Annotated in this window: 15 protein-coding genes and 1 pseudogene; 2 read left to right on the forward strand and 14 right to left on the reverse strand. The window is 63.4% G+C overall.

Features of this window, described 5'->3' with window-relative positions:
* The 9 genes from VGC77_RS01630 to VGC77_RS01670 form a co-directional block, all read right to left on the reverse strand.
* Complete coding sequence (locus tag VGC77_RS01630; RefSeq protein ID WP_184259583.1) at positions 1–300, reverse strand: 50S ribosomal protein L23; 300 nt, start codon at positions 298–300, stop codon at positions 1–3.
* Entirely contained in the window at positions 297–917 is a 621-nt protein-coding gene (gene rplD, locus VGC77_RS01635; protein WP_011473874.1) for a 50S ribosomal protein L4, read from the reverse strand. The genes VGC77_RS01630 and rplD overlap by 4 nt, the downstream gene beginning before the upstream one ends.
* Position 918: 1 nt before the next feature.
* Positions 919–1650, reverse strand: coding sequence for a 50S ribosomal protein L3 (gene rplC, locus VGC77_RS01640; protein WP_331169820.1), 732 nt, complete (start codon positions 1648–1650; stop codon positions 919–921).
* Between the two features lie 55 nt (positions 1651–1705).
* Positions 1706–2014 carry a 30S ribosomal protein S10 gene (rpsJ, locus tag VGC77_RS01645; protein ID WP_011473876.1) on the reverse strand — a complete coding sequence of 103 codons (309 nt, stop codon included), beginning with the start codon at positions 2012–2014 and terminating at the stop codon, positions 1706–1708.
* A 94-nt stretch (positions 2015–2108) separates the two neighbouring features.
* On the reverse strand, positions 2109–3299 hold the full coding sequence (gene tuf, locus VGC77_RS01650; RefSeq protein WP_331169821.1) for an elongation factor Tu: 1191 nt from the start codon (positions 3297–3299) through the stop codon (positions 2109–2111).
* A gap of 40 nt (positions 3300–3339) precedes the next feature.
* On the reverse strand, positions 3340–5412 hold the full coding sequence (gene fusA, locus VGC77_RS01655) for an elongation factor G (RefSeq protein ID WP_331169822.1): 2073 nt from the start codon (positions 5410–5412) through the stop codon (positions 3340–3342).
* 30 nt (positions 5413–5442) lie between these two features.
* Positions 5443–5913 (reverse strand): 30S ribosomal protein S7, encoded by a 471-nt coding sequence (rpsG, locus tag VGC77_RS01660; protein WP_331169823.1) that lies wholly within the window; start codon positions 5911–5913, stop codon positions 5443–5445.
* Between the two features lie 15 nt (positions 5914–5928).
* Positions 5929–6300, reverse strand: coding sequence for a 30S ribosomal protein S12 (gene rpsL / locus VGC77_RS01665; RefSeq protein ID WP_011473880.1), 372 nt, complete (start codon positions 6298–6300; stop codon positions 5929–5931).
* Between the two features lie 838 nt (positions 6301–7138).
* Positions 7139–8281: a GNAT family N-acetyltransferase gene (locus VGC77_RS01670; protein WP_331169824.1), complete on the reverse strand. Its 1143-nt coding sequence runs from the start codon at positions 8279–8281 to the stop codon at positions 7139–7141.
* A 159-nt stretch (positions 8282–8440) separates the two neighbouring features.
* On the opposite strand from VGC77_RS01670, the gene VGC77_RS01675 reads away from it, so the two are divergent.
* A complete protein-coding gene (locus tag VGC77_RS01675) occupies positions 8441–9646 on the forward strand; it encodes an NAD(P)/FAD-dependent oxidoreductase (RefSeq protein WP_331169829.1) in 1206 nt (401 codons plus the stop codon).
* Between the two features lie 138 nt (positions 9647–9784).
* Here the strand turns inward: VGC77_RS01675 and VGC77_RS01680 are convergent, their stop codons facing one another.
* A complete protein-coding gene (locus VGC77_RS01680) occupies positions 9785–12031 on the reverse strand; it encodes a M10 family metallopeptidase C-terminal domain-containing protein (protein ID WP_331169825.1) in 2247 nt (748 codons plus the stop codon).
* A 15-nt stretch (positions 12032–12046) separates the two neighbouring features.
* On the opposite strand from VGC77_RS01680, the gene VGC77_RS01685 reads away from it, so the two are divergent.
* Positions 12047–12211, forward strand: a complete 165-nt coding sequence (locus tag VGC77_RS01685; RefSeq protein WP_331169826.1) for a hypothetical protein — start codon at positions 12047–12049, stop codon at positions 12209–12211.
* A gap of 81 nt (positions 12212–12292) precedes the next feature.
* Here VGC77_RS01685 and VGC77_RS01690 read toward each other — a convergent pair whose 3' ends face one another.
* The 4 genes and pseudogenes from VGC77_RS01690 to VGC77_RS01705 form a co-directional block, all read right to left on the reverse strand.
* Positions 12293–14434 (reverse strand): ABC transporter ATP-binding protein, encoded by a 2142-nt coding sequence (locus tag VGC77_RS01690; protein ID WP_331169827.1) that lies wholly within the window; start codon positions 14432–14434, stop codon positions 12293–12295.
* A gap of 239 nt (positions 14435–14673) precedes the next feature.
* Positions 14674–16728 (reverse strand): FAD-dependent oxidoreductase, encoded by a 2055-nt coding sequence (locus VGC77_RS01695; RefSeq protein WP_331169830.1) that lies wholly within the window; start codon positions 16726–16728, stop codon positions 14674–14676.
* A gap of 296 nt (positions 16729–17024) precedes the next feature.
* Positions 17025–21230, reverse strand: coding sequence for a DNA-directed RNA polymerase subunit beta' (gene rpoC / locus VGC77_RS01700; protein WP_331169828.1), 4206 nt, complete (start codon positions 21228–21230; stop codon positions 17025–17027).
* Between the two features lie 224 nt (positions 21231–21454).
* Positions 21455–21964, reverse strand: a pseudogene (locus VGC77_RS01705) (DNA-directed RNA polymerase subunit beta); the annotation flags it as partial.

Consider the following 21964-nt stretch of genomic DNA (forward strand, 5'->3'; position numbering starts at 1 on the left):
TCATAGCCCGGTGGTGACGTCGATGCGGTGGCCCTCTTCGAGGGTCACGATCGCACGCTTGACGTCGGACTGCGAACCGAACTGGCCGCGGAAGACCTTGGTCTTGCCTTTGCGAACCAGCGTGTTCACGCTCTTCACCTTGACGTCGAACAACTTCTCAACCGCTTCCTTGATCTGCGGCTTGGTGGCCTTGCTCGCGACCTTGAACACCACCTTGTTGTGTTCGGACGCGACGGTGGCCTTTTCGGTCACCACAGGGGCGACGATGACGTCGTAGTGGCGCGGATCAATAGTCTTCATTTGAAGCGCGCCTCCAACGCATCGACCGCCGCCTTGGTCAAAACCAGCTTCTGACGACGAAGAATGTCATAGACGTTGATGCCCTGGATCGGCAGCACGTCGATGTTCGGAATGTTGCGAGCCGCAACCGCGAAACCGTTGTTGAGCTCGGCCCCGTCGATGATCAGCGCGCTGGTCAGCCCGAGACCCGAGAAGTGCCCGACCAGAGCCTTGGTCTTGGCGGCTTCCAGCGTCGCGGATTCGATCACGATCAGCCCGCCGTCCTTGGCCTTGGCCGACAGCGCGTGCTTCAGAGCCAGCGCGCGGACCTTCTTCGGCAGATCGAAGGCGTGCGAGCGAACCACCGGCCCGAAGGCCCGGCCGCCGCCGCGGAACTGCGGCACCCGCTGCGAGCCGTGCCGCGCACCGCCGGTGCCCTTCTGCTTGTACATCTTCTTGCCGGTGCGCCAGACTTCCGCGCGGCCCTTGGCCTTGTGGGTGCCGGCCTGGCGCTTGGCGAGCTGCCAGTTGACGCAACGCTGGATGATATCGACGCGCGGGTCGAGACCGAAGATCTCGTCGGACAGCTGAACGGAGCCAGCTTCCTTGCCCTCAAGCGTGGTGACTTTCAATTCCATCTCACACGCCCTCCTGCTCGGCGGCAGGCGCTGCGGCGACCTGTTCGCCTCCGCCATCAGCCAGGCGGAACTTGCCAGGCTTCGGCGCATCCGCCGGCAACACCTTTTTCACCGCGTCGCGCACCGCGATCCAGCCGCCCTTGGAGCCGGGAACGGCGCCTTCGACGAGGATCAGGCCGCGCGCAACGTCGGTCTGGACCACGCGCAAATTCAGCGTGGTGATGCGATCGACGCCCATATGACCGGGCATCTTCTTGTTCTTGAAGGTCTTGCCGGGATCTTGCCGGCCGCCGGTCGAACCGATCGAACGATGCGACACCGAGACGCCGTGGGTGGCGCGCAAGCCGCCGAAATTCCAGCGCTTGATGCCGCCGGCGAAGCCCTTACCGACCGAGGTGCCGGTGACGTCGACGAACTGCCCGACCACGAAATGGTCGGCCTGGATCTCGGCGCCGACCGGGATCAGCGCGTCTTCCGACACGCGGAATTCCGCGACCTTACGCTTCGGCTCGACCTTGGCGACCGCGAACTGGCCGCGCTCCGCCTTCGGCAGATAGACCGTCTTGCGGCTGCCCGAACCGAGCTGCATCGCGACGTAGCCGTTCTTCTCGGTGGTGCGATGACCCAATACCTGGCAATTGCCCAGCTTGAGCACGGTCACTGGGATATGTTCGCCGGTCTCTGTAAAGACCCGCGTCATCCCGACCTTTTGTGCGATCACTCCGGAGCGCATCGGCGTGCTTCCTGTTCTTTCTGTCCGCTAAACCCGGACGGGAATCCAAATAATCTTAAAGCTTGATCTCGACGTCGACACCGGCGGCCAGGTCGAGCTTCATCAAAGCATCGACGGTCTGTGGGGTCGGATCGACGATATCGAGAAGGCGCTTGTGGGTGCGCATCTCGAACTGCTCGCGGCTCTTCTTGTCGACGTGCGGCGAACGGTTGACGGTGAACTTCTCGATGCGCGTCGGCAGCGGGATCGGTCCACGGACCTGCGCGCCGGTTCGCTTCGCGGTGTTCACGATCTCACGGGTCGATGAATCGAGGATCCGATGATCGAACGCCTTGAGGCGGATGCGAATATTCTGGCCGTTCATTGCCGTGTCTTTCTTTAGGAGCGAATGGTGAGTAGCGAGTGGCGAGCAGCGAGTGAGAAGAACCCCATTCGCCGCTCCCTATTCGCTATTCGCCTTATTCGATGATCGAGGCCACCACGCCGGCGCCGACGGTGCGGCCGCCTTCGCGGATCGCGAAGCGCAGCTTTTCTTCCATCGCGATCGGCACGATCAGGTGAACTTCCATGGCGATGTTGTCGCCCGGCATCACCATCTCGGTGCCTTCCGGCAGATGCACGACGCCGGTGACGTCGGTGGTGCGGAAGTAGAACTGCGGCCGATAGTTGGTAAAGAACGGGGTGTGACGACCGCCCTCTTCCTTGGTGAGGATGTAGGCCTCGGCCTTGAACTTGGTGTGCGGCTTGACCGAACCCGGCTTGCACAGCACCTGACCGCGCTCGACTTCCTCGCGCTTGGTGCCGCGCAGCAGCGCGCCGATGTTGTCGCCGGCCTGGCCCTGATCGAGCAGCTTGCGGAACATTTCCACGCCGGTGACGATGGTCTTCTGGGTGTCGCGCAGACCGACGATTTCGATTTCCTCGCCGACCTTGATGATGCCGCGCTCGACGCGGCCGGTCACCACGGTGCCGCGACCGGAGATCGAGAACACGTCTTCCACCGGCATCAGGAACGGCTGGTCGATCGGGCGCTCCGGCTGCGGGATGTAGGCGTCGACCGCCTTCATCAGCTCCAGGATCGCGTCATGACCGAGCTTCGGGTCCTTGTTTTCCAGAGCGGCCAGCGCCGAACCCTTGACGATCGGAATGTCGTCGCCCGGGAAGTCGTACTTCGAGAGCAATTCGCGGACTTCCATTTCCACGAGCTCGAGCAGTTCCGGATCGTCGACCATGTCGCACTTGTTCAGGAACACCACCAGCGCCGGCACGCCGACCTGACGGGCGAGCAGGATGTGCTCGCGGGTCTGCGGCATCGGGCCGTCGGCGGCGGACACCACCAGGATCGCGCCGTCCATCTGCGCGGCGCCGGTGATCATGTTCTTCACATAGTCGGCGTGGCCGGGGCAGTCGACGTGGGCGTAGTGCCGGTTCTGGGTCTCGTATTCGACGTGCGCGGTCGAGATGGTGATGCCGCGGGCCTTCTCTTCAGGGGCCTTGTCGATCTGGTCATAGGCCGTGAACGTCGCACCGCCCGTTTCCGCCAACACCTTGGTAATCGCCGCGGTCAGCGACGTCTTGCCATGGTCGACGTGACCGATGGTACCGATGTTGCAATGCGGCTTGTTTCGTTCAAACTTAGCTTTGGCCATGAGACTTCTCCGTTCAGTCGTTGACTGTCATCAACGACAATCAGGCAAACTTCTTTTGGACTTCTGCCGACACATTGGCCGGCGCTTCCGCGTAGTGATCGAACTGCATGGTAAAGGTCGCGCGGCCCTGGCTCATCGAGCGCAGGTTGTTCACGTACCCAAACATATTCATGAGCGGCACCATCGCGTTGATGACGTTGGCATTGCCGCGCATGTCCTGGCCCTGGATCTGGCCGCGCCGGGAGTTCAAGTCGCCGATGACCGAGCCGGTGTAGTCTTCCGGGGTCACGCATTCGACCTTCATGATCGGCTCGAGCAGAACCGACTTGCCCTTCTGCAGCGCTTCGCGGAACGCAGCCCGCGAGGCGATTTCGAAGGCCAGCGCCGAGGAGTCGACGTCGTGATAGGCACCGTCGATCAACGTCACCTTGACGTCGACCACCGGGAAGCCGGCGACCACGCCCGAGCTGAGCACGCTGTTGAGGCCCTTTTCGACGCCGGGGATGTATTCCTTCGGCACCGCACCGCCGACCACCTTGGATTCGAACTCGAAACCCTTGCCCGGCTCGTTCGGCTCGACGATGAACTTGACCCGCGCGAACTGGCCGGTACCGCCGGTCTGCTTCTTGTGGGTGTAGTCGACTTCCGCGCGCTTGGTGACGCGTTCACGGAACGCCACCTGCGGCGCGCCGATGTTGGCGTCGACCTTGTAGGTGCGGCGCAGGATGTCGACCTTGATGTCGAGATGCAGTTCGCCCATCCCCTTGAGAATGGTCTGGCCGGATTCCAGGTCGGTGGAGACGCGGAACGAGGGATCTTCCGCCGCGAGCTTCGCCAAAGCGACGCCAAGCTTCTCCTGGTCGGCCTTGGTCTTCGGCTCGATCGCGATCTCGATCACCGGCTCGGGGAATTCCATCTTTTCCAAGATCACCGGCTTCGCCGGATCGCACAGCGTATCGCCGGTGCGGGCTTCCTTCAGGCCGGCCAAGGCGACGATGTCGCCGGCATAGGCTTCCTTGATGTCTTCGCGGTTGTTGGCATGCATCAGCAACATGCGGCCAATACGCTCCTTGCGGTCCCGCGTCGAGTTGACGACGCCGGTGCCGGAAATCAGCGTGCCGGAATAGATGCGGCAGAACGTGATGGTGCCGACGAACGGATCGTCCATGATCTTGAAGGCCAGCAGAGCCAGCGGCTCGCTGTCTTTCGGCAGGCGGATGATCTCGTTGCCGTCGTCGTCCACGCCCTTGATGGCGGGAACGTCGACCGGCGACGGCAGATAATCCACCACCGCGTCGAGCAACGGCTGCACACCCTTGTTCTTGAAGGCCGAACCGCACAGCACCGGATAGAAGGCGCTGGTCAGCACCGCCTTGCGGATCAGCCGCTTAAGGGTGGCTTCGTCCGGCTCAACGCCATCGAGGAAAGCCGCCAGAACGTCGTCGTCGAGTTCGACGGCGGCTTCGACCAGCTTCTCGCGATATTCCTTGGCCTTCTCGACCAGGTCCGCCGGAATGTCGATGTCCTTGAAGTTCGCACCGAGCGCTTCGTCTTCCCAGATCACGCCCTTCATGCGGACCAGATCGACCAGGCCCTTGAAGTTGCTCTCCTCGCCGATCGGCAGCTGGATCGCAATCGGCTTGGCGCCGAGACGGTCGATGATGTCCTGCAGGCACTTGTAGAAGTCAGCGCCGGTCTTATCCATCTTGTTGGCGAACACGATGCGCGGCACGCGATACTTGTCACCCTGCCGCCAGACGGTCTCGGTCTGCGGCTCGACGCCCTGGTTGCCATCGAGCACGACGACCGCGCCGTCGAGCACGCGCAGCGAACGCTCGACTTCGATGGTGAAGTCGACGTGGCCGGGGGTGTCGATGATGTTCAGGCGCTTGCCGTTCCAGAACGCGGTGGTCGCGGCCGAAGTAATCGTGATGCCGCGTTCCTGCTCCTGCTCCATCCAGTCCATCGTCGCGGCACCTTCGTGCACTTCGCCGATTTTGTGGCTCTTGCCGGTGTAATACAGGATGCGCTCGGTCGTTGTCGTCTTGCCGGCATCGATATGCGCCATGATACCGAAGTTGCGGTAGTCCTCAATGGCATGAACGCGGGGCATAGGGTTATCCTTGAATCCGTTGCTTCGCCGTTACCAGCGATAGTGCGAGAAGGCGCGGTTGGCTTCCGCCATCCGGTGCACGTCTTCGCGCTTCTTGACGGCGTTGCCGCGGCCGTTCGAAGCATCGAGCAGTTCGGCGGAGAGCCGCTCGGTCATGGTCTTTTCGTTGCGGTCGCGCGCCGCCGAGATCAGCCAGCGAATCCCCAGCGCCTGGCGGCGGGTGCTGCGCACTTCCACCGGCACCTGGTAGGTGGCGCCACCGACGCGGCGAGAGCGCACTTCGATGGTCGGCATGACGTTTTCTAGCGCCTGCTCGAATACCGGCAGCGGACCCTGCTTGGTCTTGGTTTCGATGATCTCGAGCGCACCGTAAACGATGCCCTCGGCGACCGATTTCTTCCCGGCGTACATCACCGAGTTCATGAACTTGGTCAGGATAATGTTTCCGAACTTCGGATCCGGAAGCACTTCGCGCTTTTCAGCAGAATGGCGACGAGACATCGATCAGTTTCCCGCTTATTTCGGACGCTTCGCGCCGTACTTGGAGCGACGCTGCTTACGGTTCTTGACGCCCTGGGTATCGAGGACGCCGCGGAGAATGTGGTAGCGCACGCCGGGCAAATCCTTGACGCGGCCGCCGCGGATCATGACCACGGAGTGTTCCTGAAGGTTGTGGCCTTCGCCAGGAATGTAGCCAATGACTTCGAAGCCATTGGTCAGACGAACCTTGGCAACCTTACGAAGCGCCGAGTTCGGCTTCTTCGGGGTCGTCGTGTAGACGCGCGTGCAAACGCCGCGCTTCTGCGGCGACTGCTGCAGCGCCGGAACCTTCTTGCGCGACTTCTGTACGACGCGCGGACTTGCGATCAGCTGGTTGATCGTCGGCATCTTCGCCTTCACCCTTGTTCGCGCGAAACCCTGATCGGCTTCGCAAATTCGTTCGGAGCCACTCGCCCCATGAGCCGCTTGGCACGGCATTCACCGCGCAAAACGAAAATCACGCCGACCACTCATTGCTGAGCGGAAAGCGCTTCGACGCCACAGAGGACCGCGATCCTGACCGCCCGGTTTGCACCGATTGGCCTCCACCGAGGTCATGCACCCGAAATCGATCTCGAGAGGTTTCGCTCTGGAGAACGACTGTCGTCCTGGCATTGCCTAGCTATAAGCGACAGCGTTTGAGCAACATGCGTCGAGGTTGGTGCCCGCCTTGCTTCCGGAGAAGCGAGGGAGTGATCCGTTCCGACGTTGGCGAAGCTCACCGCCTGTCGTTGAGTGCGCGGGTTTTATCGGCGCACCATAGCCAAGTCAAGGCTAAAGCGGTGTGGCACAAGCACTTCTGACGCATCGCGCAAAACCCCCGCAAAGCCTGCAAAAATAGCCTCCGCCGGCGGCGCGGCCGGCGTGGCGGTGGCGGTTTCGGCGCGCTATTCAACGCGCCGCGGCGTGCTGAAGTCCAGTAAAACCCCCGGGAGCCCTCGAATCGTCGAATCCGGGCACCGCGAGCGCCGACTCGCCGGCATAAAGATTAAGAATCGACGAATCGTCCGCGCGCGTCCGCCGGTTCCCTATGGTTCTGCCGATTCTCTCATGGTGAGGAGCCCGCCCCTTGGCGGGCGTCTCGAACCATGAGGCCGCATCCCGCGAGGCGCGCGCAAGGGCGCGCTCCTTCCGGATGAGGCTGGACTTGCGGATGGCCGCATTCTCTGCGCGCCGAATGCGCGCCTCACGCCTGCCCCGCCACCGCGGGCTTCTTCGGCGCCGCCGGCCGCGGCGCCGCGAAAGCCCGCAGCCGGTTCCTCAGCTCGCGCAGCCGGGCGATGCCGAGCTGGCGGGCCGCCTCCACCGCAAAGCCGAACGACCGCCCCGGGCCGACGCCGACCACCAGGTCGACCATGCTGCGCCGCCCGCTCCATAGCTGCGCCATGAAACTGTCCTGCACCGAGCAGGAATCGATGGTCTCGATCGCGCCCTCGGCGAACAGCTGCTCGGTGAGCTTGTCGATCAACAACGCGCCGGGCGAGAACTTGCCGAATTTGGCGTCGTAGCCGGTCTTCCAGGTATAGGCCCGCGTTCCGCAATACATCAGCACCTGTGCCGCGATCGCCTTGCCGTCGACCCGCAGCAGCGCCACGCTGGCGTCGCCGCGCGCCGCCAGCGCCCGGATCAGCTCGCGGGTGAAGCGGGCATCGGCGGGGTCGCAGGTCAGCGCGGTTCCCCGCTTGCCCTTCCAGCCGCCCGCCTCCAGCGCCAGGAAGATCTCGAACGCGGCGCTGGCCGCTGCCTCCGAGCGGTCGTTGAGCAGCTCGACGGCGCCTTGCGCCGACAGCCGGTTCCAGTCCTGCCGCAGCTTCTTGCGGGTTGCGCCCGAATGCTTGACGCCGTGGTCCTTGCTGGCGAACGGCCGGGCGAATTGCTTCAGCTCCAGTTGCTCGCCGCCCTTCCCGGTCAGCGCGGTGCGCAGCGCGGCATAGCTCGGCGCTTCGGCGTCGAGCGATTTCAGGGTGATCACCTTGGGCAGCGCCGGATCGCGCTCGATCGCCGCCAGGAACGCCGGCATCACCTGTCCGGCGAACGCCGGATCGACCACCGGGCTCGACAGGAAGGCATAATAGAACGGCAAGGCCTCGAGGATCGCCGGCAGCAGCGGTGCCACGACGCGGCGGCGCAGCGCCCACAGCCCGACCAGACGCCGCGGCGAGGCGCCCTCGTCCCAGGCCAGCAGCACCCGCACGTCGGCGAAGCCGCAGCTCTGCGCCGTGCGCAGCGCCGCCGGATTCATGAACACATTGGGCGAGGCGCGCCGGGCGAGATCGTCCCACGGCGCGGCCTGCGCCCGCTCTGGCGAACAAATGGTGACCGAAATCATCCGCGGCGACCCGACGACATGCAGAGCGGCGACTGTGATCGCAACAGCCTTGCGATCCGGTTAAGCGGCGCCGTTGCGGCTGCGACGCGCTGTCGCTTTCAAGCTTTGTTTGCCTTTTCGGCGCAGTCTCCGGCTCCCGGAACCCGGACAATGCAGCAGATGCGAACGACCGATATTGCCATCGTCGGCGGCGGCCTCGCCGGCTCGCTGTGCGCGGCGATGCTGGGGCGCGCCGGCGTCAACGCCGTGCTGATCGACCCGCATCCGGTGTATCCGCCGGATTTCCGCTGCGAGAAACTCAGCGGCAACCAGCTCGCGATCCTGCGCAAGACCGGGCTCGCCGAGGCCGTGCTGCGCGCCACCACCCATGACGGCGCGGTCTGGATCGCCCGGTTCGGCTATTTGATCGACGACAAGCCCAGCGACCAATACGGCGTGCGCTATGAAGTCTTGGTCAACGCGCTGCGCGCCGAGATTCCGGCGAGCGTGGAGTTCATCGCCGCCACCGTCTCGACGATTGCGACGAGCGACGCCCTGCAGCGCCTCGTATTGTCCGATGGCGAAGAAATCTCCGCCCGCCTAGTGGTGCTCGGCAACGGCCTCAACAAGGGCCTGCGCCGCCGGCTCGGCATCGAGAACCACGTCATCAGCGAATGCCATTCGCTGACCATCGGCTTCGACCTGGCGCCGCTCGACCGCCCGGCCTTCGCATTTCCGGCGCTGACCTATTATCCGGAAAACTCCGCGGCGCGGATGGCCTATCTGTCGCTGTTTCCGATCGGCGGCGCGATGCGCGCCAACCTGATGGTGTACCGCCGGCTCGATGACCCGTGGCTGCAGCAATTGCGCGAAGCGCCGGTGGCCGCACTGCACGCGCTGATGCCGGGGCTGCGCGCCATCACCGGCGAGTTCGAACTGGCCGGCGAGCTGAAGATCAGGCCGGCCGACCTCTATGTCAGCGAAGGCCATCATCGCTCAGGCCTGGTGCTGGTCGGCGATGCCTTTGCCACCTCGTGTCCGGCCGCCGGCACCGGCACCGACAAGGTGTTCACCGACGTCGAGCGGCTGTGCAACGTGCACATCCCGCGCTGGCTGGCGACGCCGGGGATGGCGCGCGACAAGATCGCGGCGTTCTACGACGACCCGGTGAAGACCGCCTGCGACCGCTGGGCGCGCGGCAAGGCATTCGAGCTGCGCGCGCTGTCGACCGACGACGGCCTCAACTGGCGGGCGCGGCGCTGGGCGCGGTTCGTGCTGCGCGGCGCCCAGGGCCTGATCCGGCGGCTCGGCGGAGCCCAGCGCACCGCGCGGGCTGCGCAGCGCTATCAGTCCGATCCGCGTCCCGAACCGATCGTCCGGCGCTGACGCGGCATGCCGCAGCGCCGGCGCCGCCGGCCTTGCCCTGCAAGCCGGCTGACGCGTGGTGCAGGCGTCATCCGGCGCGCCCTCTCGATCGAGCATGATCGCGTCCGAAACCGCGTCTCGCGGTCATGCCGCGGCGGCTCACACGATATCGTAGTGATGCGTGACCAGCGACCAGTCAGTGCCGACGGCCGCCGTCAGCACGTTGGTGGTGAAGGCGTTGCCGGTGGATTGCCAGGTCGTGATCGTTCCGCTGTCATTGCGGAACAGGATATCGTCGCGGCCGTCGTCGTTGTAGTCGCCGATCGCGCTGATATGCCAGCTGTTGTCGACGAAGCTGGTGAAGCTGTTCGCCGTGAAGCTCGATCCGGTGGATTGCCACTCGGAGATGGCGCCGCTGTTGTTGCGGAACAGGATGTCGCTGCGACCGTCGCCGTTGAAGTCGCCGACCCCGGCGAAGTGCCAGCTGGTGTCGGCGGCGCTCATGAAGGTGTTGGCGATGAAGCCGTTGCCGGCGGCGTTGGCCTGCCACTCGGTGAACGCGCCGCCATTATTGCGCCAGATCAGATCGTCGCGGCCATCGCCGTTGAAATCGCCGATCGCCTGCAGGTGCCAGGAGGGATCCACCAGATTGCTGACCACGACGTTGGCGTTGAAGCCGCCGACGCCGTTGGACTGCCATTCGGTGAACGCCCCGTTGACGTTCCGAAACAGCAGGTCGCCATAGCCGTCGCCGTTGAAATCGGCCAGCGCGCCGATCTGCCAGGAGGTGTCGACGTTGCCCATAAACACGTTGGCGGCGAATCCCGATCCGGTGGAATCCCAGATCGTGAAGGCGCCCGATGTGGTGTTGCGCCACAACAGATCCGAGGCGCCGTCGCCGTTGAAATCGAACGTGCCCTGGCACTGCCAGCTATTGTCGACCGCGCTGCTCATAAAGGCGTTCGGCGTCACCGCATTGCCGGAGATGTTGCCGGCGACGTCCCACACCGTGAAGGTGCCGCCATTGTGCCGCCACAACAGATCGCTGTGGCCGTTGCCGTCGAAATCGTTGATGTAGGTGTCGTGATTCTGCAGCCGCAAATCGATGCCGCCATAGCTGGTGTCGGCGGCCACGACGAAATGTCCGACCGGATTGTTCGACAACGTCAGGCCGTAGCCGTAGTTCAAGTGCGTGCCGATCTGCGTGTAGTTGAAGTTGTTGAGGCTGGCGTCGGTGAAATTGATCCGGTCCCCGACATTCATATCGGTCAGCGTGTAGCTGCCCAAACCATATTGCGTGGACTGGAAGGTGTCGTTGCCGCCGCCGCCGGTGAGGGTCCCGATCAGCGTGCCGTTGGGGATGATCAGATCGTTGCCGCTGCCGCCGATCGCGTTGTGGATCAGGGTGTTGGTCTCGATGCCGATATTGTTGACATAGCCGCCGATCGAGGACCAATGGCCGCCGTTGAGATCGATCACCTGATTGTTGGAATAGCCGGAGCAATCCAGCGTGTTGATGCCGCCGGCGTCGTAGATGGTGAAGGCCGGGGTTCCCACATAGCTGGAAAAATTGTACAGCGATCCCGCGGTGGAGTGAAAGCCATAGACGGTGTCGCCGGTCCGCGTCGCGGTCTGCACGCCGTAGATCGACTGGATCGCCATGATATCGGCCATCTCCGGCGTGATCACGTAGTCGTAGCTGGCGCCGCCGTAATTGTTCTGCGACATGTACGACATGACCGACCACTGCCAGGTGTCGTTGGTGTAGATGTTGTCGACCCCGTAGGTGGCGCTGCCATTATAGGGTCCCTGGTGCCCCAGCCCGAGCGCATGACCGATCTCGTGGATGTAGGTCTGGAACATGTAGCTGTAGATGTTGGTGTTCGGCCACCAGTCGGAGCTGATATCGATCACCGCGCTGGTCGTGTTGGTTCCCGACCAGTTCGACGAGGTGACGGCCTGTCCGCTGCCGTTGTTGTTCATGGTGATGTTGGCGGCGCCGGACGTGAAGGTGAAGTTCACATTGGCGACGTCGTGCCACAGCTGAAAGGCGTTGATCGCCAGGCTTTGTTCGGCCGCGGTCAGGTCGGTGATGTTGACGGTGATGTTGTTGCTGGCCCAATGGTGCGGGCTCCAATAGCCGCTGACCAGATAGTTGGCCAAGGTCTGGACCGAGGCGAAGGTCGCATTGTTGGCCGACACCGCGCTGCCGGACACCGCGTCCGCCGACACCGCATTGGCCGGACCCGCGTTGGCGAACGTCGCAGACGCGCTGCCGTCTGACGCCGCGGCCGCGTGGCCTGCTGCACTCACATCGAAAAAGCTGAAGTCCAAGGAGTCGCTGCCGCTATTCGGGTCGTCGGAATTGGCGGGCTTGGCTTGCGTCGAAAATTGGATCTTGCTCATTTTCAAAATCCTTTAATGGGAAATCGTGACTACCTCGAAAATTCCAAGATACACAAAAATTTCGACAAATCATATCCGGATGTTGCGATCTATTTCCGCCCGGCAGCGCACAAGCGGGCCGGCGATGTCGCGAAAAACCAATGGAAAATCAGCGGGATTACCGCGCGCGGTAGCGACTGACCGTGACCCGGCGGGTTCGGCGCCGCAGCACGCCGCGCGCCGGCCGCGGCAGCAGCCCCAGCATCGCCGATCGCCGAGGCCTTACGCCTCGTCCTCTTCGTCATCATCCTCATCGTCGTCAGCGGACGGCGTGTCGGACTGATGCGGCACATGGTTCTGGTCGTCCCACAGCTTGCGGTACATGCCATTGGCGGCCAACAGCTGCTTGTGCGAACCGCGTTCGATGGCGCGGCCGCCGGCGATCACGATGATCTCGTCCATCTCCACCACCGAGGTCAGCCGGTGGGTGGAGAAGATCATGGTGCGGCCCTTGGCGACCTTCAGCAGCGTGCGGTTGATAGCGGCTTCGGTGGTCTGGTCGAGCGCCGAGGTCGCCTCGTCGAGCAGCAGCACCGAAGGATTGCGGATGATGGCGCGGGCGATGGCGATGCGCTGGCGCTGGCCACCGGACAGCGTGTCGCCGCGTTCGCCGACCTGGGTGTCGTATTTGTGCGGCAGGCTCATGATGTAGCGGTGGATCTCGGCCTTGCGCGCCGCCTGCTCGACCTCCTCGTCGCTGGCGCCTTCCTTGCCGAGCCGGATGTTCTCGCGGATCGAGACGTTGAACAGCATGTTCTCCTGGAACACCACCGCCATCGAACGCCGCAGCGATTCCCGCGTCACCTTGCGGATGTCGACGCCGTCGATCGACAGCCTGCCCTCGTCCGGCAGATAGAGCCGCAGGATCAGGTTTAGCAGCGTGCTCTTGCCGGAGCCGGAGGGGCCGACGATGGCGATGGTCTTGCCGACGTCAAGCCGCAGGCTGAGATTGTCCAGCACCGGGGTCTGGCTGCCTTCGTATTTGAAGCTGACGTGCTCGAACGAGATGTCGTGGGTGATGCGCGGCAATTCCGGCGCGGCCGGCAGATCGGCGCCGCGGGTCGGCTCGTCCAGCAGTTCCTCGATGTGGCGCACCGCCGCGGCGGAAGCGATCGACACCGGGATGAAATGCATCACATGGGCGATGTTGTACGACACCTCCCAGAACGCGCTCTCGAAGGTGACGAAGGTGCCGACCGTGATCTGGCCCTTGGTGGCGAGATAGGCGCCGATCGCCAGCACCACCAGATGCAGCAGCAGCACCGAGATGGTGACGGTGCGCTCCACCATGGTCGATAGAAACGTGGCCTGCGCGATCTTGCGCCGCGCGTCGTCGTTGCGCAGCCGGAAGAAGCCGAGCATCTTGCGCTGCAGGCTGAACGCCTTGACCACCGCCTGCGCCGCGACGTTTTCCTGCACCATGCCGAGCAGCGCGGATTCCTGCTGCTTCTGCTCGTAATTGGCGTTGACCGCCTTCGGCGTCAGGATCCGCGGCCCGATCAGCGTGATCGGAAACACCAAGAGCGCCACCGCGGCGAGCTGCCAGTTCAGGAACAACAGCAGTACGATGCCGGCGATCAGTTCCAGGAACGGCAGCGCCGCGCTGCTGGAGAAGCTCTTCACCGAGCCTTCATAGGCCGACAGGTCGATCGAGAACCGCGACAGGATTTCGCCGCGCTTGGTGCGGGCGAAATACGCCGAGGGCAGGTTCTGGATGTGCTCGAACAATCGGCCGCGCACCTCGGCCACCACCGCTGCCGCGAGCCGCGCGTCCCAGCGCTCGTACCACACCGCGACGATCGAGGTGACGATGCCGGCCACCGCCAGCACCGACAGGATGGTGATCAGCGCCTCGAAATCTTCCTCGCCGAGCGCGTCGTCGATCAGGTATTTCAGCGACAGCGGCATGATGACGTTGAACAACGTCTCGATCACCACGCCGATGCCGACGAAGGCGATGATCTTCTTGTAGTTGGTCAGGAACGGCTTGGTGAAGCGGTAGATCGTGGCGAGCGCGCCGGCGGCCTCCTTGGCGGTGAAGACCACCAGTTCCTCGTCGTCGTCATCGTCGTCGAGCTCGACAGCGTCCTCGCCGTCGTCATCGTCGTCATCGTCGGGCGCAGGCTTGGCGAGCGGTTTCTTTTCGCCGGCTGCGGCGAGCTTCTTTTCGCCGGCTGCGGCGACCTTGGCGGGTGCCGCGACTTTGGCGGGTGCGGCGACCTTGCCCGGCCCCGGCGGCTTGATGCCCTGCACCGGGGTTGCGTCGACGCCGACCGGCAGCGCGAATTTTTCGTCGAGCGGCGATTTCGGATCGGGCTTCGGCGCGCGATCTTCAGTGTCCGACGGGGGTCGCTTGGGCGCCATGAATCAAACCGATCAAACCGATGCTGAACGGCGCATTCGCCGCGAAAATGAGCCGTGGTCGAACCACGAACCGGATGCTACGCGATCGCCGCGGCTTCGGCAAAGCGCGCCCGCTGTGCATCGGCTGTTCCCGTGACAGTCCGATGAAGCGGGCCAATGCAGCAGTCCGACGGAACAGTTCGCCCGGCGAATCGTCGGTCGACGATAAGCCGGGCATGACGCGGCTCTGCGCGGCGGTGTTACTCCGCCGCGAGCTTGTCGAAGAACGAATAACGCAGGCTGTCAGAATCGGCGTACCAGTTGCCCGGCCCCTTGTTGGCGGCCAGCGTGGCGGCCCACACCGCGTCGGTGCAGTCCGCGCGGTGCATCGACAGGTCGAAGCCGTTGGCGAAGAACAGTTCCGACCATTCCCACCAGGTGCCGAGCTTCTTGACGCCGCGCAACAGGTCGTAGCGGTCGATCACCGCCGGCGCCATGTCGCTGGTCACCGAGCCGAACACCAGGCCGGTTTTGACCACGCGGTTGAGTTCGGCGATCGCCCGCGGCACCCGCTTTTCCGGCACGTGGCACAGGCAGGTCTCGAACACGAAGTCGAATTCGCCATCCTTGAACGGCAGATCGACCACCGAGCCGAGCTGGTTGAACTCTTTCAGCGCGTCCGGCGTCTTTGCGTGGATGCCGCGGTTGTTCTCGATGCCGTAGGCGTCGATGCCGCGTTCGCGCAGCGCACCGACCAGCTCGCCGCTAGCCGAGCCGGCCACCAGCATCCGCGCGCCCGGCGCCGGATTCCACACGATCTTGATCAGCTCGAGCAGATAATCCGGGTTGGTGAACTGGTTCCAGACCTCGTGATACGGCCCCAGCCCGCGATAGTTCTTGAAATAATCGCGGTCGATCTTGTCGGAGACCGGCTTGCCCTCCTGCTGCGAGCGAACCCGGCGCAGCTTGATCATCTCGGTGAGGATGATGTCGGTGGCGGCGTCGGAGGAATCGAACAGCCCATTCAGCGTGGAATCGAACAGATAGTCGCCGACCACCACCAGGCCCGGGTGGTTCTTCGGCTCCGGGCGATGGTTGGTCATCACGTCGCGAGTCGGCAGCCCGCCGGGAATGGCATTCACCGACGACAGCCAGCGATGGGTCTTGCCTTCCATGAAATGCGCACGCGCGTCGCCCAGCGACGCCGGCAGCGACTTGAGTGCGGCGTCGATCAGTTCGTCGTCGCTGAGGTTGGAATAGGCCAGCGCGTCGGAGCCCGGAATCAGCCAGTTCAGCACGCCGTATTTGCCGACGTCGTGGCGCGAGCCTTCGTTGTAGATGCAGCAGCCGCCGAACGCCTCCGACATGAACCAGGAGCCGGGAATCTTGTCGCCCCAGAACGGACTGTCGAACAGGATCGAGACCCGCAGATAATGCGCCGGGCGATCGAAATAGGCGACGTGCTTGACCATCGCGCGGCGCAACTGTTCGTTGCCCCAGCCGATCGTCGCCAGCCAGTTGTGCGGCAGGCACATCAGCACCAGGTCGAAGTCTTTGGTCTCCGGCCCCTTGCCGTTCATCATGTTGAGCTGGTAGCGGCCCTGCTCGGTCTTGCCGACCTTGAGCACGCGGTGATTGAGCTTCACCGTGGCGTCGACCTCGGAATGCAGGCAGGACACCAATTGCTCGTTGCCGTTCTGGATCGAATACAGCCCGATATAGCCGTCGATATCCATCACAAAGTTCTTCAGCGCGTTGAGGCCGTTGGTGTTGTGGCTCTCGGTGGCGATGTCGGAGCGCGCCATCGCCTTGAAGAAGCGCTTGGCGGTGGGGTCATTGACCTCCTTGTCGAGCAATTGCTCGCAATTGGTCCAAGCCCAGGGGTGTTCGTTGTCCTGGGTGCCGACGCCTTCGTAATATTGGATCGGCGTGATCATCTCGGTGCAGCGCTTGCGGAACGCCTCGATGGCGTCGGCGGTGACGTCGCCGTATTTCTTGCGCATCCCCGGCACGTCGTTGAGCAACTCGCCGTCCAGCATCACCTGCTCGGCGTCCATCGGGATGGTCTGCAGGCCGAAATGCTGCACCAGTTCGCGCAGCGGGTCCGGCCCGGACATCGAGTAGTCGTACAATTCGGCGACCCCGGCCTCGTACATCGCCGGCGCGGAATCGAAGGTCCGGGTGACGATTTTGCCGCCGACCCGGTCGGACGCCTCATAGATGGTCACGCGACACAAATCGCCAAGCTTCTTCTTCAGGTACCAGGCGCTCATCAGACCGCCCGGGCCACCACCGACAATTGCAAGATCGAACATTTTCATCTTTCGCCGCATCATGGCCGCGTTGCCGTAGGCAACGCGACGCTCCCCATCCATCAGCGTTCCGGAGGACGTCGGTTTCGGAGCAGGAGTCCGATTCTTCAATCGTTCTAGCCGGTAATTCCGGCGGATTGGAGCCGGTGATCCGGATCGCGTGAGGTCCCCCCTAGCAAAAGCGCTTTTCACCTGAAGGGAAGATGAACAAACGGTAATCCCGCAGTAAAAACCGGCAAAACGCCAAAAAGGCCGGCTTTCGCCGGCCTTTTCAACGGTTTGCTAAGAACTGCTCGCAGCTACGGAGCGTCCGGGGTCGGCAGCGCCAACGGTTCCGGTTCCGGCGCGCTCGGCACGATGGTCGCCTGCTTCTCGCGCTCGTCGAGAATCAGCTTGTCGCGCTTCACAGCCACTTCGCGGATCTTGGCCATCGAGGCGCCGGTGCCCGCCGGGATCAGCCGGCCGACGATGACGTTCTCCTTGAGGCCTTCCAGCGGGTCCACCTTGCCGTTGACGGCGGCTTCGGTGAGCACGCGGGTGGTCTCCTGGAACGAGGCCGCCGAGAAGAACGAGCGGGTCTGCAGGCTGGCCTTGGTGATACCGAGCAGCACCGGGGTGCCGGTGGCGATCTTGCGGCCCTCTTCCTTGGCCTTGGCGTTGATCTGGTCGAATTCGATCTTGTCGATCTGCTCGCCCGAAATCATGTCGGTCTCGCCCTGATCGGTGATCTCGACCTTCTGCAGCATCTGGCGAACGATCACCTCGATGTGCTTGTCGTTGATCAACACGCCCTGCAGCCGATAGACCTCCTGGATTTCGTTGACCAGATAGGCCGCGAGTTCTTCGATACCCTTGATCGCCAGAATGTCGTGCGGCGCCGGATTGCCTTCGACGATGAAATCGCCCTTTTCGACGATGTCGCCGTCTTGCAGATGGATGTGCTTGCCCTTCGGAATCAAATACTCGCGGGTCTCCTCGGTGGTGTCCACCGGCTCGATCGAAATCCGACGCTTGTTCTTGTAGTCGCGTCCGAACCGGATGGTGCCGGCGATTTCCGCGATGATGGCGGCGTCCTTCGGCTTGCGGGCCTCGAACAGTTCCGCCACCCGCGGCAGACCGCCGGTGATGTCGCGGGTCTTGGCGCTTTCGGTGGAGATACGGGCGAGGATGTCGCCGGTCTTCACCTTGGCGCCGACGTCGACCGACAGAATCGCGTCGACCGACAGCATGTAGCGGGCCTCGCCGCCGCGCGCGAGCTTGAGGATCTTGCCGTCCTTGCCCTTGATAACGATCGCCGGACGCAGATCAGCGCCACCGCGCTGGCTGCGCCAGTCGATCACCACGCGCTTGGCGATGCCGGTGGATTCGTCCAGCGTCTCCGAGATCGACTGGCCTTCGACCAGATCCTCGAAGCCGATGATGCCTTCCACTTCGGTCAACACCGGGCGGGTGTAGGGATCCCACTCGGCGATGCGCTGACCGCGCTTGACCATGTCGCCTTCGTCGACGCGCATCCGCGCGCCGTACTGGATGCGATGGGTGGCGCGCTCGGTGCCGTCGGCGTCGGTCACCGCCACCACCATGTTGCGCACCATCGCGATCAGATGGCCCTCGCCGTTCTTGGCGATCGCCTTGTTCTTGATCGTCACCTTGCCGTCGAAATTCGACTCGATGAACGACTGCTCGTTGATCTGCGCGGCGCCGCCGATGTGGAAGGTCCGCATCGTCAGCTGGGTGCCGGGCTCGCCGATCGACTGCGCGGCGATGACGCCGACAGCCTCGCCGTGGTTGACCGGGGTGCCGCGGGCGAGATCGCGCCCGTAGCACTTGCCGCAGATGCCGTTGACCAGTTCGCAGGTCAAAGCCGAGCGGATCTTGACCTCCTGGATGCCGGCCTGCTGCAGCGCGTCGACGTGGCTCTCTTCCATCAAGGTGCCGCGCTTCACCACCACCTTGTTGGTCAACGGATCGCGCAGATCCTCGCCCGCGGTGCGGCCGAGAATCCGCGACGCCAATGAGGCCACCACGGTGCCGGCATCGATGATGGCGCGCATCTTGATGCCGAGCTTGGTGCCGCAATCGTCCGCGGTGATGATGCAGTCCTGCGCAACGTCGACCAGACGCCGCGTCAAGTAGCCGGAGTTCGCGGTCTTCAACGCGGTATCGGCCAGACCCTTACGGGCGCCGTGGGTCGAGTTGAAGTATTCGAGAACCGAGAGGCCTTCCTTGAAGTTCGAGATGATCGGCGTCTCGATGATTTCGCCGGACGGCTTGGCCATCAGGCCGCGCATGCCGGCGAGCTGGCGCATCTGGTCCTGCGAACCGCGGGCGCCGGAGTTCGACATCATGAAGATCGAGTTGATCTGGGCTTCGCCGCCCTTCGGATTCTTTTTGACGGCGGAGATTTCCGTCATCATGTCTTCCGAGATCTTCTTGGTGCATTTCGACCAGGCGTCGACCACCTTGTTGTACTTCTCACCATGGGTGATCAGGCCGTCATTGTACTGCTGCTCGAACTCCTTGGCGAGCGCGCGGGTGTCCTCGACGGTCTTCCACTTCGACGCCGGCACCACCATGTCGTCCTTGCCGAACGAAATGCCGGCCTTGAACGCATTGTAGAAGCCGAGCGCCATGATGCGGTCGCAGAAGATCACGGTCTCCTTCTGGCCGCAGTGGCGGTAGACCTGATCGATCACGCCGGAGATTTCATTCTTGGTCATCAGCTTGTTGATGATGTCGAAGGGCATCTTGGTGGATTTCGGCAGCACCTGGCCGAGCATGGCGCGGCCGGCCGTGGTTTCGTACCACTTGCTGATCTGTTTGCCGGTCTCGTCCATGCCTTCCCAGCGATACTTGATCTTGGTGTGCAGGTGGATGACCTTGGCGTGCAGCGCGTGCTCGATCTCGGCCATTTCGCCGAACAGCTTGCCCTCGCCCGGCAATCCTTCGCGCAGGATCGACAGGTAATACAGGCCGAGCACGATGTCCTGCGACGGCACGATGATCGGCAGACCATTGGCCGGATGCAGGATATTGTTGGTCGACATCATCAAGACGCGGGCTTCGAGCTGGGCTTCCAGCGACAGCGGCACGTGCACCGCCATCTGGTCGCCGTCGAAGTCGGCGTTGAACGCCGCGCAAACCAAGGGGTGCAGCTGGATCGCCTTGCCCTCGATCAGCACCGGCTCGAACGCCTGAATGCCGAGCCGATGCAGCGTCGGCGCGCGGTTCAAGAGGATCGGGTGCTCGCGGATCACCTCGTCGAGGATGTCCCAGACCTCGGGACGCTCTTTTTCGACGAGCTTCTTGGCCTGCTTCACCGTGGTCGACAGACCCTTGGCGTCGAGCCGCGAATAGATGAACGGCTTGAACAATTCGAGCGCCATCTTCTTCGGCAGGCCGCACTGGTGCAGCCGCAGTTCCGGACCCACGGTGATCACCGAACGGCCGGAATAGTCGACGCGCTTGCCGAGCAGGTTCTGCCGGAACCGGCCCTGCTTGCCCTTCAGCATGTCGGCGAGCGACTTCAACGGACGCTTGTTGGCGCCGGTGATGACGCGGCCGCGGCGGCCGTTGTCAAACAAGGCGTCGACGGCTTCCTGCAGCATGCGCTTTTCGTTGCGGATGATGATGTCAGGCGCGCGCAGCTCCATCAGCCGCTTCAGGCGGTTGTTGCGGTTGATGACGCGGCGATACAGGTCGTTGAGATCGGAGGTCGCAAAGCGGCCGCCGTCGAGCGGCACCAAGGGGCGCAGGTCCGGCGGAATCACCGGCACCACGGTCAGGATCATCCATTCCGGCTTGTTGCCGGAGAAGCGGAACGCCTCGACGATCTTCAAGCGCTTGGCGAGCTTCTTGTGCTTGATGTCGGATTCGGTTTCCTGCATCTCGACGCGCAGCGAGGCCTCGAGCTTCTCGAGCTCAAGCCCCTTCAACAGCTCGCGGATCGCTTCGGCGCCGATCATGGCGGTGAAGGAATCCTGACCGTATTCGTCCTGCGCGCGCAGATATTCTTCTTCGGACAGCAGCTGACGGTCCTTCAGCGCGGTCAGACCGGGCTCAAGCACGACGTAGTATTCGAAGTAAAGAATCCGCTCGAGATCCTTCAGCGTCATGTCGAGCAGAAGCCCGATCCGCGACGGCAGGGATTTCAGGAACCAGATGTGGGCGACCGGGGCCGCGAGTTCGATGTGGCCCATGCGCTCGCGACGGACCCGCGACAACGTCACTTCGACCGAGCACTTCTCGCAGATGATGCCTTTGTACTTCATCCGCTTGTACTTGCCGCACAGGCACTCGTAGTCCTTGATCGGCCCGAAGATGCGGGCGCAGAACAGCCCGTCGCGCTCCGGCTTGAAGGTGCGGTAATTGATGGTTTCCGGCTTCTTGATTTCGCCGTAGGACCACGACAGAATCTTTTCCGGCGACGCGATCGAAATGCGGATCTGGTCGAAGACCTGAGCCGGCGTCGTCGGATTGAACAGATTCATAATTTCTTGGTTCATCGTATTCTCCTCGCCTGCAGGCTTGGCCACCGCCTGCTGCAAAATTCAAACCTTCGCGCGCGCCTTCATGGTTCGAGACGCGCGGCCCTCGATCGCACCTTGCATGGATGCGCCGGCGCAGCCGCGCTCCTCACCATGAGGAGCCCTCATCCTGAGGAGCGGCGTCTTTGCCGCGTCTCGAAGGATGAGGTAGTCCGGGCGGCGCTTCCGCCGCCCGCCGCAGACTATTCGGCCGCCTCGGATGTCGGCGTCGCCAGCTTGGAATTGTGCAGGTCGACGTTGAGGCCGAGCGAGCGCATTTCCTTGACCAGCACGTTGAACGATTCCGGGATGCCGGCTTCGAAGGTGTCGTCGCCGCGCACGATCGCCTCGTACACCTTGGTCCGGCCGGCGACGTCGTCCGACTTCACGGTCAGCATTTCCTGGAGCGTGTACGCCGCGCCGTAAGCTTCGAGCGCCCACACTTCCATTTCACCGAACCGCTGTCCGCCGAACTGCGCCTTGCCGCCGAGCGGCTGCTGGGTGACCAGCGAGTACGGGCCGATCGAACGGGCGTGGATCTTGTCGTCGACGAGATGGTGCAGCTTGAGCATGTAGATATACCCAACCGTCACCTTGCGGTCGAAGGTGTCGCCGGTGCGGCCGTCATAGACGGTCGATTGTCCGGAGGCATCGAGACCGGCGAGCTTCAGCATCTCCTCGATATCGGCTTCCTTGGCGCCGTCGAACACCGG

Source organism: Rhodopseudomonas sp. (genome assembly GCF_036404135.1).
In the GTDB taxonomy this organism is placed as follows: Bacteria; Pseudomonadota; Alphaproteobacteria; order Rhizobiales; family Xanthobacteraceae; genus Rhodopseudomonas_A.